This is a genomic window from Ruegeria sp. G5 (genome assembly GCF_056533365.1).
On record NZ_JBQFOK010000010.1, the window covers coordinates 113,671 to 126,413 of the forward strand.

17 protein-coding genes are annotated in these 12,743 nt (G+C 57.6%); 13 read left to right on the plus strand and 4 right to left on the minus strand.

Annotated elements, in window-relative coordinates; genetic code table 11:
- Positions 1 to 37 precede the first annotated feature (37 nt).
- Both hpf and ACR0BD_RS16760 read left to right on the plus strand, forming a co-directional pair.
- Positions 38 to 601: a ribosome hibernation-promoting factor, HPF/YfiA family gene (hpf, locus tag ACR0BD_RS16755; RefSeq protein WP_480698253.1), complete on the plus strand. Its 564-nt coding sequence runs from the start codon at positions 38 to 40 to the stop codon at positions 599 to 601.
- Between the two features lie 60 nt (positions 602 to 661).
- Positions 662 to 1,126, plus strand: coding sequence for a PTS sugar transporter subunit IIA (locus ACR0BD_RS16760; protein WP_480698251.1), 465 nt, complete (start codon positions 662 to 664; stop codon positions 1,124 to 1,126).
- A 61-nt stretch (positions 1,127 to 1,187) separates the two neighbouring features.
- Here the strand turns inward: ACR0BD_RS16760 and dalA are convergent, their stop codons facing one another.
- Positions 1,188 to 1,703, minus strand: coding sequence for a divisome-associated lipoprotein DalA (gene dalA / locus ACR0BD_RS16765; RefSeq protein WP_480698249.1), 516 nt, complete (start codon positions 1,701 to 1,703; stop codon positions 1,188 to 1,190).
- 169 nt (positions 1,704 to 1,872) lie between these two features.
- Between dalA and ACR0BD_RS16770 the strand changes: the two genes are divergently transcribed.
- Positions 1,873 to 2,472: a L,D-transpeptidase gene (locus tag ACR0BD_RS16770; RefSeq protein WP_480832113.1), complete on the plus strand. Its 600-nt coding sequence runs from the start codon at positions 1,873 to 1,875 to the stop codon at positions 2,470 to 2,472.
- Between the two features lie 139 nt (positions 2,473 to 2,611).
- The gene (locus tag ACR0BD_RS16775) at positions 2,612 to 2,794 is read left to right on the plus strand and encodes a hypothetical protein (protein ID WP_005979327.1); all 183 of its coding nucleotides are present in this window, start codon (positions 2,612 to 2,614) and stop codon (positions 2,792 to 2,794) included.
- A gap of 79 nt (positions 2,795 to 2,873) precedes the next feature.
- On the opposite strand, the gene hemH is transcribed toward ACR0BD_RS16775, so the two are convergent.
- Both hemH and ACR0BD_RS16785 read right to left on the minus strand, forming a co-directional pair.
- Positions 2,874 to 3,923, minus strand: a complete 1,050-nt coding sequence (gene hemH, locus ACR0BD_RS16780) for a ferrochelatase (protein WP_480832116.1) — start codon at positions 3,921 to 3,923, stop codon at positions 2,874 to 2,876.
- 57 nt (positions 3,924 to 3,980) lie between these two features.
- Positions 3,981 to 4,811: a methyltransferase domain-containing protein gene (locus ACR0BD_RS16785; protein WP_480832118.1), complete on the minus strand. Its 831-nt coding sequence runs from the start codon at positions 4,809 to 4,811 to the stop codon at positions 3,981 to 3,983.
- 46 nt (positions 4,812 to 4,857) lie between these two features.
- Here ACR0BD_RS16785 and ACR0BD_RS16790 point away from each other — a divergent pair, with 46 nt between their 5' ends.
- The 4 genes from ACR0BD_RS16790 to ACR0BD_RS16805 are packed head-to-tail and all read left to right on the plus strand — an operon-like array spanning position 4,858 to position 7,141.
- Positions 4,858 to 5,556 (plus strand): double zinc ribbon domain-containing protein, encoded by a 699-nt coding sequence (locus tag ACR0BD_RS16790; RefSeq protein WP_480832120.1) that lies wholly within the window; start codon positions 4,858 to 4,860, stop codon positions 5,554 to 5,556.
- 36 nt (positions 5,557 to 5,592) lie between these two features.
- On the plus strand, positions 5,593 to 5,850 hold the full coding sequence (gene grxC / locus ACR0BD_RS16795) for a glutaredoxin 3 (RefSeq protein WP_480656496.1): 258 nt from the start codon (positions 5,593 to 5,595) through the stop codon (positions 5,848 to 5,850).
- Positions 5,850 to 6,680 (plus strand): carbon-nitrogen hydrolase family protein, encoded by an 831-nt coding sequence (locus tag ACR0BD_RS16800; RefSeq protein ID WP_480698240.1) that lies wholly within the window; start codon positions 5,850 to 5,852, stop codon positions 6,678 to 6,680. Before grxC ends, ACR0BD_RS16800 begins: the two co-directional genes overlap by 1 nt.
- Positions 6,681 to 6,694: 14 nt before the next feature.
- Positions 6,695 to 7,141, plus strand: coding sequence for a MarR family winged helix-turn-helix transcriptional regulator (locus ACR0BD_RS16805; protein WP_480698238.1), 447 nt, complete (start codon positions 6,695 to 6,697; stop codon positions 7,139 to 7,141).
- On the opposite strand, the gene ubiG is transcribed toward ACR0BD_RS16805, so the two are convergent.
- Positions 7,138 to 7,884: a bifunctional 2-polyprenyl-6-hydroxyphenol methylase/3-demethylubiquinol 3-O-methyltransferase UbiG gene (gene ubiG / locus ACR0BD_RS16810; protein WP_480832123.1), complete on the minus strand. Its 747-nt coding sequence runs from the start codon at positions 7,882 to 7,884 to the stop codon at positions 7,138 to 7,140. The two genes, ACR0BD_RS16805 and ubiG, sit on opposite strands and share 4 nt — an antisense overlap.
- Positions 7,885 to 7,932: 48 nt before the next feature.
- Here ubiG and pip point away from each other — a divergent pair, with 48 nt between their 5' ends.
- The 5 genes from pip to ACR0BD_RS16835 all read left to right on the plus strand — a co-directional run bounded on the left by pip (position 7,933) and on the right by ACR0BD_RS16835 (position 12,736).
- On the plus strand, positions 7,933 to 8,910 hold the full coding sequence (gene pip, locus ACR0BD_RS16815; protein WP_480832125.1) for a prolyl aminopeptidase: 978 nt from the start codon (positions 7,933 to 7,935) through the stop codon (positions 8,908 to 8,910).
- The gene (locus tag ACR0BD_RS16820) at positions 8,907 to 9,728 is read left to right on the plus strand and encodes an ABC transporter substrate-binding protein (RefSeq protein WP_480832127.1); all 822 of its coding nucleotides are present in this window, start codon (positions 8,907 to 8,909) and stop codon (positions 9,726 to 9,728) included. Before pip ends, ACR0BD_RS16820 begins: the two co-directional genes overlap by 4 nt.
- Before the next feature lie 159 nt (positions 9,729 to 9,887).
- A complete protein-coding gene (gene rimP / locus ACR0BD_RS16825) occupies positions 9,888 to 10,478 on the plus strand; it encodes a ribosome maturation factor RimP (RefSeq protein ID WP_170386826.1) in 591 nt (196 codons plus the stop codon).
- A complete protein-coding gene (nusA, locus tag ACR0BD_RS16830) occupies positions 10,478 to 12,088 on the plus strand; it encodes a transcription termination factor NusA (protein ID WP_480832129.1) in 1,611 nt (536 codons plus the stop codon). Before rimP ends, nusA begins: the two co-directional genes overlap by 1 nt.
- 24 nt (positions 12,089 to 12,112) lie before the next feature.
- Positions 12,113 to 12,736, plus strand: coding sequence for an RNA-binding protein (locus ACR0BD_RS16835; RefSeq protein ID WP_480698228.1), 624 nt, complete (start codon positions 12,113 to 12,115; stop codon positions 12,734 to 12,736).
- The last annotated feature ends 7 nt before the right edge of the window (positions 12,737 to 12,743 follow it).

A 12,743-nucleotide genomic window follows, 5' to 3' on the forward strand; every position in this document is an offset into this window, starting at 1 on the left:
CGGCGTCAGAATGGGTGTGAATTGTGAAGGAGATCACATGCGTTACCAAATAACCGGAAAACAGATCGACATCGGTGAAGCACTTCAGACCCACGTGCAGACCGAACTTGGCGAGGTGGTGGGCAAATACGCCCAGCGACCAACTGATGCCAACGTCGTCTTTTCCCGTTCTGCGCATGAATATGTGTGCGAGACCACCGTGCATCTTTCCACCGGTCTGACGGCCCAGGCCAAAGCCCATGCAATCGAGATTTACGCAGCATTTGAGGCCTGCTGCGACAAAATGGAAACACAATTGCGCCGATATAAACGCCGTTTGAAGGATCACCATAAGGATCGGGTTGAGCCGGTTGAACTCTTTGGAGCTTCCTCTTATATCCTCGCCTCTGACGAATCTGAGTCGGCTGATGAGCCTGAAACTTTGCAGCCGATGATCGTGGCTGAGATGGAAACCAAGATCCCATCCTTGAGTGTTGGTGAAGCCGTTATGCAGATGGAACTTGCTGGTGCTCCGGTGCTGGTATTCCGGAATGAGAACAAGGACGGATTGAACGTCGTTTACCGTCGGGATGACGGAAACATCGGCTGGATCGATCCGTAACAGGCAAGATTAGTAAGGCACGCCCCCGCGATTGTGGGGGCCTTGCCATGGAGCATGATCATGGAGCTTTCGAGCATTCTGAAGCCCGAAGCAGTGCGTGTATTGTCGGCGGCTTCCAGTAAGAAGCGGCTGTTTCAGGAAATCGCCGATGTTGCGGCTGGTACGCTGGGGCTGGAGTCTCAGGTCGTGGTCGACAGTTTGCTCGAGCGTGAGAGCCTGGGCCCGACCGGTGTTGGACATGGTGTGGCGTTGCCGCATGCACGTATGACTGAGCTTGAAGCTGTGTCCGGTGTATTTGTCATGTTGGAAAAACCGATCGATTTCGGTTCGGTTGACCGGCAGCCCGTTGATATCGCATTTGCGTTGTTCGCGCCCGAAGAAGCAGGTGTAGATCACCTGAAAGCGCTTGCCCTTGTGTCACGGACGCTGCGCGACACGTCCGTATGCGCCAAGCTGCGCGCAAACCCTGATCCGGTTAAGCTGTATGCGATCCTGACAGAAGCTCAGTCAATGCAAGCCGCTTAAATCATTGTTAATAATAAAAAAGCCCCCGAGAAACGGGGGCTTTTTCTTTTGGATCAGGTGGTCAACCACCAGTTCCCATCTCCAGTGTCCACCAGATTTTTCCACCGGTTTCCTGATGCCATGCAAACCCCATCTGGGTTGCTTGGGGATCAAGGATAACAGACCTTGGGCCGGGCTCTTGCATCCAGGCCGCCAGGGTTTCCGTCTCGGTTTCAAAAGTTTCCGAGATCGCTTCGCCGAGGAAAGTGCCAAAATACCCGACACGCGCTGCGCGGTCGATTGGCGAAGACCCGTCCGAACCAAAGTGCCAGGGCCGGTTCTGGCGCGCCATATCCTTTGAATGGGTCGCCGCCGCCGCATTCAGCTGGGCGTTCAGTTGAACTGGTTGCAGACCAGAGGCCTGACGCAGTGCGTTAACCGAATCAAGCATGCGAAACTGCAGTTTTTCCGGGTTCCCGCGAATCTTGTAAACGCTGGGCAGGGGGCGACCATCGGATCCATAGGTCGGGGTGCTGCTTGGGGTACATGCTGCCAACGCAACAAAGCAAAGAAACAGTAGGGAAATAATACGCGTCATGGTCGACCTGATATTTGAGTTATCCTACGCAATAACGCGCCCAACCGGCTTGGGCAAACCTGCAATGGCTGATTCTCGCGTGATTTTGCCGGTTTGGTTTGCGAATGACGTATTCTGGCAATAAAATACGTCAGATTTTCAAGTTTGGTTTACAAAAGGACCACAGGACATGGTCAAGAAACGCATTCATACTTCATCGCGGCGCGGGTTTTTGGCTGGTGCCTCGGCCTTTCTGGCCACGCCTGCCATCGCTCAGTACATTCCTGGCGATCCGTTGCGCCCGGCTCCAGAGCCCGAACCGGAGGTACGTCGCAACATTTCGGGATTCCGTGCTCTGAATTGGCAGCCTTACTTCGACAACACCAATAACGGCGCCATTTTGGTCGATACGGTGTCGCGGGCGCTGCATTATTGGTCAGAAGATCAAAGAGTGTACAAACTCTATCCTTCATCGGTTCCGCTGACCGAAGAATTGACACGTCGCGGCCGCACCAGTGTGATCCGAAAAGTTGAAGGACCAAGCTGGGCGCCCACGCCGTCGATGAAAAAGCGCAACCCGGAATGGCCGGACTACATCCCTCCGGGGCCGGATAACCCATTGGGAACACACGCTTTATATCTAAGCTGGAAATACTACAGAATTCACGGAACACACGATACACGCAAAATCGGACGCAGGTCATCCAACGGATGCATCGGTCTTTTCAACGAAGATATTGCCGAGTTGTTTTCAATGGCGAAAGTTGGCACGCAAGTGTTGCTTATTTGACGACATTTTCGCGCGCGAACCCGCTTGCTAAGCAAGTTCCATTTGCATTCCAGTCGGATAGCTGGTTAGAAAAAAACACGAGGTAAGTCTTGGGTGTGCGGTTTCGCTAATTGGAACCGTGCGTATTCTGGAGGTTAATATGAAGAAACTCGTTCTCGCCGCTGCGCTGACTGCTGCTGCTTCGACCGCTTATGCTGGCAACCTGGAAGAGCCGGTTGTTGAGGCACCTGTTGTTGTCGAAGAAACACAAGGTTCGTCGCAAGGCATCATCCTGCCGCTGATCCTGCTGGTCGTAGTTGCCGCAGCTGTTGCAGCAGGCTAATTCTTCGCGAATTATCCAATGAAAAAGGCGGTGGAGTTTTCCACCGCCTTTTTTCATGCCTGAATGTTCAGATGGGTGACTAGTCCAGCCATCCCTTCAGATTGTCTTCGATGACTTTCCCCAATGCCGCGATGTGAGAATCATCGTCATTGAGGCAGGGGATATAGGTAAAGCTTTCACCGCCAGCTTCTTCAAAGCTCTCTTTGATCTCTTCGTTGATCTCTTCGAGTGTTTCGATGCAGTCGGCAGAGAACGCGGGCGCAATGACGGCGATGTTCTTTTTGCCCTGACGTGCCAGTTCGGCCACATGATCTACCGTGTACGGCTTTAACCACTCTTCAGGGCCGAACCTCGACTGGAAGGTTGAGACCAGTTGAGTGTCGTCCCATCCCAACCGTTCCTTCAACAGTCGCGTCGTCTTTGCGCATTGGCAATGGTACGGGTCACCCTGCTGCAAATAACGGTCCGGCATTCCGTGATAGGAACAGACCAGTATGTCCGGCTTTGTGCTCAGCTCGGCATAAGCCCGTTCAACAGATCCCGCGAGGGCGTCGATATAGGCAGGCTCGTCGAAATAGGCTGGTACTGTGCGGCTTGCAGGTTGCCACGTTTCCTCCATCAGTGCGCGGAAGAATTGGTCATTGGCTGTGGCCGTCGTGGCTCCTGCGTATTGGGGGTACAGCGGGAAGAACAGGATGCGGTTACACCCGGCAGCGACCATTTCACGTACTTTGGATTTCGTCGACGGATTCCCGTAGCGCATGCAGAAATCAACCATCACCTGATCGCCATAGCGCGCTTGCATCGCGTCACGCATTTTGGCCGTTTGATCTTTGGTGATCGTCATCAGCGGGCTTTCGCCTTTGTCATGGTTCCAGATCGACTTATACGCCTCGCCCGAGCTGAAAGGGCGTTTGGTCAGAATAATGCCCTGCAGAATGGGCTGCCATTTCCATTTTGGGTAATCGATGACGCGCTGGTCTGACAAAAACTCGTTCAGGTACCGGCGCATGGGCCAGTAGCTATAGTCATCTGGTGTACCGAGGTTGGCCAGCAAGATGCCGACGCGGCCCATTTTGACCTTTGGATGGTCCGCAGGGGCATGAACAGGGCGGGTGGCGTCAAACATGTTGTCTTTCCTGAAAATCGGTCGTTCGGGGCTGAGATAAACGGAATTGCTCTTTCGTCAATCGGACAGTTTGCCTTCTTTCGTTCCAAGCGCCTCTGCAAGGCGGGTTTGGGCTGATCCGGGCCGTAGCGGTTTTTGCTGACTGTCATCCGGGGACCAGCCGGTCAGGCAGATCAATTCATAGGTGGCGGCCAGACGTCCCTGAGGGGTTGTGAAATGGTCGGCGTAAATTTGCTGCGCACGGTCAAATACCGCGCGTCGCGTTAGATGTTTGACGCGGTCTGTCAGGCTGTTAGTTTCACCCATCGCCCGCAAATCGTGGATCAGATGGTATATGTCGCGGTATTCGGCCGTAAGGCGCGCTGTATCGGCGACGGGCAGGGCCAGACCGGCGCGCTGTAGCAGCCCGCCTAGGTCGCGCAGTTCCGCCATTGGTGCAATGCGGGGGCTCAGCCCGCCGGTTACCTCTATCTCAGCCTGCCCGAGGGCGGCGCGCAGCTCATGCAGGGTTTCTCCACCCAGACAGACCACCAGCAAAAGCCCGTCGGGTCTCAACGCGCGGTGACACTGTATCAGTTGTCCGACCGGGTCATTGGCCCAGTGCAGGGCCATGGCGTGAACCACCAGATCATGAGCGCCGGGTGTCAGGTCCAGCACCTCGTTATCGGCAATCAGGTCTGCATCGGGCAATACGTCCCGCCAGATTTGCGCAAAGGGTGTGATGATCGCCGGGGCCGTAAAGGATTTGTTAACCATGGAGAGCCGATCCTGCACCTCGTCCACAGCAGCGTGGTGCAGAAACAAGGTATCGTCCTGCGCGCGGGCACGGTGCCGGGTCAAAGCCCTGCGATCAAACAGAGAGGGTGCGTTGGACTCAGGCAGTTTCATAGGGCGCAACTATCGCATCTGGCCGCGAATTCAAACCGCAGTTCAGATGATCTATCCACCCCGTTGCATGGCGTGTGGGGCGTTGACGGAATCGGACTTTGGCTTGTGCGGTACGTGTTGGCGCGAAACGCCCTTTATCGGTGGGACGGTATGCGACAGTTGCGGTGTTGCCCTGCCAGGTGAGGCCGATGGCCACCGTATCGAGTGTGATGATTGCATGAAAACCCAGCGCCCCTGGCAGGCCGGGCGCGCCGCGTTGCTTTATGAAGGAAAGGCGCGTTCGCTTATTTTGGCCCTGAAACATGGCGACAGGCCCGAGCTGGCGCGACCTGCCAGCGGGTGGATGGCACAGGCAGGCCGGGATTTGTTTCATAAGGATTTGCTGTTGGCTCCGGTACCTTTGCATTGGTCACGCCTGCTAAAGCGGCGATACAATCAATCTGCACTGCTGGCGCAGCATCTTGGGCTGCTAACGGGGCTGGACGTATGCCCTGATCTGCTAACGCGCCAGAGAAAAACCCCTGTTTTAGATGGGAAAACGGCGGCGGAACGGACCCAGACGCTGGAACAAGCTATCGCGGCCCACCCAAAGCGGAAGCATCGGATGCAGGGTCGCGATGTGTTGGTGGTTGATGACGTGATGACCTCGGGGGCGACTTTGGCTGCCTGCGCCCGTGCCTGTAAAGATGCAGGTGCAAATCATATTTTCGTGTTGACCCTAGCGCGCGTTGCTAAGGATGCATAATTCGCCCAAGAATATGTAAAACCCAAGGGACGAACTATGAAACCGGTAGAAATCTATACCTCGCCGCTCTGCGGCTTTTGCCACGCGGCCAAACGTCTGCTGAAACAGAAGGGCGTCGAGTTCAAAGAGGTCGACGTGTTCATGCACCCCAAGCGCAAGCCCGAGATGATTAAACGTGCCGGTGGCAAGCGTACCGTGCCGCAGATTTTCATCGGCTCGCAGCACGTGGGCGGCTGTGATGAGCTGTATGAGCTGGATCGTCAGGGCAAACTGGATCGCCTTCTGGCTGCCTGATGAAAACGGCGCTGCTGCAGATCACCTCTTCGGATGATCCGGTTGAAAACCTCAACATGGTGTGCGACCTGCTGGCAGATGCGGCCGGGCAGGGTGCGAAATTCGTTCTGACGCCAGAGGTCACCAACTGCGTTTCAACAAGCTCCACGCGTCAGCGTGAGGTTCTGCAGCACGAAGAAAACGATAAGACGCTGGCGGGGCTGCGTGAGCAGGCCGCCTCATTAGGGATATGGCTGCTGATCGGGTCTTTGGCGGTAAAGACGCATGACGCTGACGGTCGATTCGCCAACCGCAGTTTTATGATCGACCCGCAAGGCGAGATCGTCGCGCGATACGACAAGATCCACATGTTTGACGTGCAGGTCTCGGAAACCGAGACATTCCGCGAATCAAAGAACTATCGCCCGGGCGATACTGCCGTCATCGCCGAAACCGATTTCGGAAAGGTGGGCCTGACAATCTGCTACGATATCCGTTTTCCTCATCTGTTTGCCGCATTGGCACAGGCGGGCGCACGGGTTCTGACTGTTCCGGCCGCCTTCTCGCCGGTGACGGGTGCCGCGCATTGGGAATCGCTGTTGCGGGCACGGGCAATCGAAACCGGCTGTTGGGTTCTGGCACCTGCGCAGACGGGTGAGCACCCTAAAACGCGCGGGAAAACACGTGTAACCCATGGCCACAGCCTTGTGGTCGCCCCGTGGGGAGAGGTCGTAATCGACGCAGGGACCGATCCAGGCATTCACATTTTCGATTTGGATGATAGTTCTGTGACAGAGGCGCGCCATCGCGTGCCTTCCCTGACGCACCTGCGCCCATTTAGTGGGCCCTGACCCAGAATCGGACCATGACCGACGATCAGAATGCCCTTGCGGTCACGCTATTCAGCGAGATCCTGACCGCCGACCAGCTATTGCGCAACCGGCTAAGCCGAGTGCTGCCTAAGGGCATGGAAATCTCACATTTTTCGGTCTTGAACCATTTAGTTTACGTCGGTGACGAGCGCACACCGGCGCAGCTTGCCAGCACATTTCATGTCACGCGCGGTGCCATGACGAATACTTTGGCCAAGCTGGAATGGGCGGGATACATTCACATTCGGCCCGATTGGGATGATGCCCGCCGTAAGATGGTCGCCATCAGCCCCGCAGGCCGCCGCGCGCGGGATCAGGCAATTTCATCAATCAGCCCCCTGATCAACCGCGTGGTTGGAGAGTTGGGTCTGGACCGCGTCCGCAGCACGTTGCCCGTGCTGCGGGATTTGCGTCTGCAGTTGGAAGGTGAAAAGCCCTAAGCCGGTTTCACACTCGCCGTTACATAATTCACGCTCAGATCCCGGTCCGAGATCGACCAGCTCCACAGAATTGGGTTGAACACGAACCCCTTGCGATCCACCGGGTCCAGCCCGGCTTGGCGCAGCAGGTCGAACAGCTCATCCGGGGTGATGAATTTGTTCCACTCATGTGTGCCGCGCGGTAGCCAGCGCATAACGACCTCGGCCCCGAAAATGGCCATGGCATAGGATTTCGGGTTGCGGTTGATGGTGGAGCAGACCTGCAACCCGCCGGGTTTCAGCAACTGTTGCGTCGCGGTGAGATAACCAAGGGGGTCGGCTACGTGTTCGACGACCTCCATATTCAGCACCACGTGGAATTGTTCGCCTGCGGCTGCCATGTCTTCGGCAGTGGTGTGGCGATAGTCTATTTCCAGCCCTGATTGTTCGGCATGGATTCGGGCAACGGGCAGGTTGCGCTCAGCGGCGTCGGCTCCGACGACATCGGCACCAAGGCGGGCCATCGGTTCGCTCAGCAGCCCTCCACCACAGCCTATATCCAGCAGGCGCAGCCCCTCGAACGGTTTTGGGGTGGTCAGATCACGGTCAAATTCACCTGCAATCTGTTGTGTGATATAATCCAGACGGCACGGATTGAGCATGTGCAGAGGCTTGAATTTCCCGTGAGGATCCCACCATTCAGCGGCCATCGCCTCAAATTTTGCGATCTCGGACGGGTCTACCGTGTTCGGATGCGCTTGCATTCCTGTCTCCGTGTGCTCTTTTACGTTTAAGGACTATATAGGGCCATAATGGACAAGTACCCGGACCAAAAGCGCGCAGTTCAATATCTGTACCCGCCGATCGACCCGTTCGATCAGCGCATGGTGGATGTGGGCGATGGGCATCGTATTTATATGGAACAATGCGGCAATCCCGATGGGTTGCCGGTGGTGGTTCTGCACGGAGGTCCGGGTGGCGGCTGTAGCCCTGCCATGCGTCGGTATTTTGATCCACGTGTGTTCCGGGTGATTCTTTTTGATCAGCGCGGCTGCGGACGATCGCGGCCCCATGCTTCGGTCGCGGACAATACAACCTGGCATCTGGTCGACGACATTGAACGGCTGCGGGTGCTGCTGGATATCGACGATTGGACCGTATTTGGTGGCAGTTGGGGGGCGACGCTGGCCCTCATCTACGCGCAAGCGCATCCCGATCGCGTTAATCGGCTGGTGCTTCGCGGTGTCTTTCTGGCAACGCAGGCCGAGCTGGATTGGTTCTACGGGGGCGGCGCAGGGCGGTTCTGGCCAGAACAATGGGCGAAATTCACTGCCCTGCTGTCCGAGGGTGATTTGTCGGATACGATCCGGGCCTACAACAAACGGCTGTTTTCAGGGGATCGGGCGACCGAGATTCTGTATGCGCGGGCGTGGTCCAGCTGGGAAAACGCCTTGGCCTCGATCCACTCGCACGGATCCACAGGCGAAAGCCCCGGGGAATACGCGCGGGCTTTTGCGCGGCTCGAGAATCACTATTTCATAAATGGCGCGTTTCTTGAGAAGGATGGGCAAATTCTGGATCAGATGGACCGGATCGCTCATATCCCCGGCCATATCGTGCAGGGGCGCTATGACATGATCTGCCCGCCTCAGGCTGCATGGTCTCTGGCCGAGCGTTGGCCGAATGCAGACCTCAAGATGGTCCGTCAGGCAGGCCATGCGTTGTCCGAGCCCGGCATCAGCGCTGAACTGGTCCGCATAATGGATCGGGTTGCCGAGGGCGCGACATGACCCGGATCGACCGACGCGCGCTATTTGCATCAGGTGCCGCCGCGGCTTTGCTGGCGGCGACTGGGGCTTCGCTGGCGGATACGCCAAAGAAGGGCGGCACGCTCAGACTGGCCGTGCCACGCGACGACAGTTTAGAGCAGGTGGCCCGTGGTGCGGTGTTTGATAACCTCACCGAAATTGCACCCGATGGAACTCTGCGCGGTGAACTTGCCTCTGGTTGGCAGACTGATTCTGACGCGCGGGTCTGGCGGTTTGATTTGTGCAAAGATGTGACCTTCCATGATGGTGCCGCGCTGCATGTGGAAGACGTGGTGTCGGTGCTGCACGAATTCGGAAAGGCCGAGGCCCTTGCCGAGGACGCAGTTCGGCTGGAACTGACTGAAGCCAATGCAGGCTTGCCCTTCATGCTGGCAGATACCCGTTTCGTCATAACCCGTTCGGGTCAAGGCGTGACGCCCTTGAACATGGCCAATGGCACCGGCTGCTATAGGGTCGAGCGCGCTGAAGATGGTCGCAATTTCCTGGGCCGAAAAGTGGCCGGTCACTACAAGGACGGCACTGCAGGTTGGGCCGACGCTGTCGAAGTCATCGTGATCCCGGACACGCGCGTCCGGGCTGAGGCCTTGCGCGATGGTTATGTGGATGTGGCCGCTTTGCCCGACGGGGACGATCTGAAAGACCAGCGCGGTCTTCGCTATTACCCAAGTCAGGATGATATGGCGCTGGCTGTAGCTGGGCATGTCGGGATGCCGCGCCAGATCGGCAGTAATCGCGTACTGGACGATGGGCGTATCGCCGAACGGTGGTGGTTGGCGTAAATCCGATCACGATTTTCGCCGGGGGTTGCAGACTCGGGAAACCCTGCGTATATGCGGTTGCAACAGCGGCGCGTTGGACTTCTGGTTCAAGGCTCCACCGGAAAATACGACGGGCCGCGCGCCCGTTTTTTTGTGCCCGATTGAAGGGTAGAGACCCGAATGACAAACGACCTGATAGCCAAAGCTGCCATTGACCGGCGACTGGCCGAGATCATCACCCCCGTGATCGAAGATCTGGGGTATGAGCTTGTGCGCATCCGTTTGATGAGCGGCAAGCAGACCACGCTGCAGATCATGGCCGACAAACCCGATGGGGGCATCGAAGTCGATGACTGCGCCGAGATTTCCAACGCCGTCAGCGCCACGTTAGATGTCGAAGACCCGATTCTTGACGCCTATACGCTTGAGGTTTCCAGCCCCGGCATCGACCGCCCTCTGACCCGTCTCAAGGATTTTGAGACGTTCGAGGGTTATGAGGCCAAGATCGAGACCGCCGAACTGATCGACGGCCGTCGCCGCTTCAAAGGCGAGTTGGCCGGGATCGAAGGGGATGAGGTTCTGATCAACATCCCCGAGGGGTCCGAGACGATCACCATCGGTCTGCAATTCGACTGGCTGAGCGACGCCAAGCTGGTCCTGACCGATGATCTGATCAAGGAAATGCTGCGCCAGCGCAAAGACGCCGGTGCTCTGAACGAAAACGCTTTCGACGAGATTGAGACCGAAGGGTCCGAAGAGGAGACGAACTGATGGCAATCACCTCAGCCAACCAGCTGGAGCTGCTGCAGACCGCCGAGGCCGTGGCCCGCGAAAAGATGATCGACCCCGGTCTGGTTGTCGAAGCGATGGAGGAATCGCTCGCCCGCGCCGCCAAGAGCCGCTACGGGGCCGAGATGGACATCCGCGTGTCCATCGACCGCAAGACCGGCAAGGCGACCTTTACCCGCGTGCGTACCGTGGTCGAGGATGACGAGCTTGAGAACTATCAGGCCGAGTTCACCGTCGAGCAGGCCAAACAGTATATGGAAAACCCCGAGGTCGGTGATGTCTTCGTGGAAGAAGTCCCGCCGGTTGAAATGGGCCGTATTGCCGCTCAGTCCGCCAAGCAGGTGATCCTTCAGAAGGTGCGCGAAGCGGAACGTGACCGTCAGTACGAAGAGTTCAAGGATCGCGCAGGCACCATCATCAACGGTGCGGTCAAACGCGAAGAGTTTGGCAATGTCATCGTCGATCTGGGCGGTGCCGAGGCTGTTCTGCGCCGCAACGACAAGATCGGTCGCGAAAGCTATCGCCCGAATGACCGCGTGCGCGCTTACATCAAGGAAGTGCGCCGCGAAGTGCGTGGCCACCAGATCTTCCTGTCGCGTACTGCGCCGGAATTCATGGCCGAGCTATTCAAGATGGAAGTGCCGGAAATCTATGATGGCATCATCGAGGTCAAAGCCGTGGCCCGTGACCCCGGCTCGCGCGCCAAGATTGCCGTGATCTCGTATGATGGTTCGATCGACCCTGTGGGTGCTTGCGTTGGTATGCGCGGCAGCCGTGTGCAGGCCGTTGTGAACGAACTGCAGGGCGAAAAGATCGACATCATCCCGTGGAACGAAGATCAGCCAACCTTCCTGGTGAACGCGCTGCAGCCCGCCGAGGTCTCCAAGGTGGTTTTGGACGAAGAAGCCGGCAAGATCGAAGTTGTGGTGCCTGAGGAGCAGCTCTCGCTGGCAATCGGTCGTCGTGGTCAGAACGTGCGCCTGGCCAGCCAGCTGACCAATCTGGACATCGACATCATGACCGAAGCCGAAGAATCGGCGCGTCGTCAGAAAGAATTCGAAGCCCGTACCCAGCTGTTCATGGAAACGCTGGATCTGGACGAGTTCTTTGCCCAGCTGCTGGTGTCCGAAGGCTTCACCAACCTCGAAGAGGTCGCCTATGTCGAGATTGACGAACTGCTGGTGATCGACGGCGTTGACGAAGGCACTGCGCAGGAACTGCAAACCCGTGCCCGCGAATTCCTGGAAGCACAAGCCAAAGCGGCGCTGGATGCAGCCCGTGCATTGGGTGCCGAGGACAGCCTTATTGAATTCGAGGGCCTCACACCCCAGATGGTAGAGGCGCTGGCCAAGGATGACGTGAAGACTCTGGAAGACTTCGCAACCTGTGCCGACTGGGAACTGGCCGGTGGCTGGACCACGGTCGACGGCGAGCGCATCAAGGATGACGGTGTGCTTGAGCCTTTCGGCGTAACGCTGGAAGAAGCGCAGGATCTGGTTATGACCGCCCGTATCATGCTGGGCTGGGTCGATCCGGCCGAGCTTGAACAGGCAGAAGAAGACGGCGACGTCGAAGAGGAGGCCGAGGCCTGATCTCAGGGCCTCGGGGTGGCGTGAATGGGTCGCGGTGGCGTCCATAAGGATCGGTCGGAAGGCCCCGAGCGCAAGTGCATCGCCACGGGCGAGGTTCAGCCCAAATACGGGCTGATCCGCTTTGTGATGGGGCCGGACGGTCAGGTCTTTCCCGATGTTGCGGCGAAACTGCCGGGGCGCGGGGTCTATGTGGCGGCGGATCGCGCCGCGCTGGACAAGGCCGTTGGCAAGAAACTGTTCTCTCGCGGGTTCAAGGCGCAGGTCAGCGCGTCAAAGGACCTGACAGACGAGGTTGAAAAGCAAGTCGCGCGGCGGGTGATCGAGCTGATCAGCCTGGCGCGCAAATCCGGTGACGCGGTTGCCGGGTATGAAAAGGTCAAGACGTGGCTGGACCGGGAAGAGGCCCAGGTACTGATTCAGGCCTCTGATGGATCGGGGCGCGGCAAGTCGAAACTCAGCACGCCGCACTTCGGAAAATACATCGGTTGGCTGACGGCGGACGAGTTAGGGGCGGCATTTGGGCGCCAAACCGTGATTCATGCGGCGCTGGCCTCTGGCGGACTCGCCAAACGTGTTGTAGAGGAAGCGCAGCGCCTGCGTGGCTTGCGCGAAACGGATGACGGCGGCAGGGGCCGCGCGGAAGGGTAAGAAGCTT

Excerpts from the sequence above, each read along its gene's own strand:
- ACR0BD_RS16835 (WP_480698228.1), top strand. The coding sequence starts at position 12,113 with ATGGGTCGCGGTGGCGTCCATAAGGATCGGTCGGAAGGCCCCGAGCGC.
- hemH (WP_480832116.1), bottom strand. The coding sequence starts at position 3,923 with ATGTTTGACGCCACCCGCCCTGTTCATGCCCCTGCGGACCATCCAAAG.
- rimP (WP_170386826.1), top strand. The coding sequence starts at position 9,888 with ATGACAAACGACCTGATAGCCAAAGCTGCCATTGACCGGCGACTGGCC.
- pip (WP_480832125.1), top strand. The coding sequence starts at position 7,933 with ATGGACAAGTACCCGGACCAAAAGCGCGCAGTTCAATATCTGTACCCG.
- ACR0BD_RS16775 (WP_005979327.1), top strand. The coding sequence starts at position 2,612 with ATGAAGAAACTCGTTCTCGCCGCTGCGCTGACTGCTGCTGCTTCGACC.
- nusA (WP_480832129.1), top strand. The coding sequence starts at position 10,478 with ATGGCAATCACCTCAGCCAACCAGCTGGAGCTGCTGCAGACCGCCGAG.
- dalA (WP_480698249.1), bottom strand. The coding sequence starts at position 1,703 with ATGACGCGTATTATTTCCCTACTGTTTCTTTGCTTTGTTGCGTTGGCA.
- ACR0BD_RS16805 (WP_480698238.1), top strand. The coding sequence starts at position 6,695 with ATGACCGACGATCAGAATGCCCTTGCGGTCACGCTATTCAGCGAGATC.
- hpf (WP_480698253.1), top strand. The coding sequence starts at position 38 with ATGCGTTACCAAATAACCGGAAAACAGATCGACATCGGTGAAGCACTT.
- ACR0BD_RS16790 (WP_480832120.1), top strand. The coding sequence starts at position 4,858 with ATGATCTATCCACCCCGTTGCATGGCGTGTGGGGCGTTGACGGAATCG.
- ACR0BD_RS16770 (WP_480832113.1), top strand. The coding sequence starts at position 1,873 with ATGGTCAAGAAACGCATTCATACTTCATCGCGGCGCGGGTTTTTGGCT.
- ACR0BD_RS16785 (WP_480832118.1), bottom strand. The coding sequence starts at position 4,811 with ATGAAACTGCCTGAGTCCAACGCACCCTCTCTGTTTGATCGCAGGGCT.
- ACR0BD_RS16760 (WP_480698251.1), top strand. The coding sequence starts at position 662 with ATGGAGCTTTCGAGCATTCTGAAGCCCGAAGCAGTGCGTGTATTGTCG.
- ACR0BD_RS16800 (WP_480698240.1), top strand. The coding sequence starts at position 5,850 with ATGAAAACGGCGCTGCTGCAGATCACCTCTTCGGATGATCCGGTTGAA.
- ACR0BD_RS16820 (WP_480832127.1), top strand. The coding sequence starts at position 8,907 with ATGACCCGGATCGACCGACGCGCGCTATTTGCATCAGGTGCCGCCGCG.
- ubiG (WP_480832123.1), bottom strand. The coding sequence starts at position 7,884 with ATGCAAGCGCATCCGAACACGGTAGACCCGTCCGAGATCGCAAAATTT.
- grxC (WP_480656496.1), top strand. The coding sequence starts at position 5,593 with ATGAAACCGGTAGAAATCTATACCTCGCCGCTCTGCGGCTTTTGCCAC.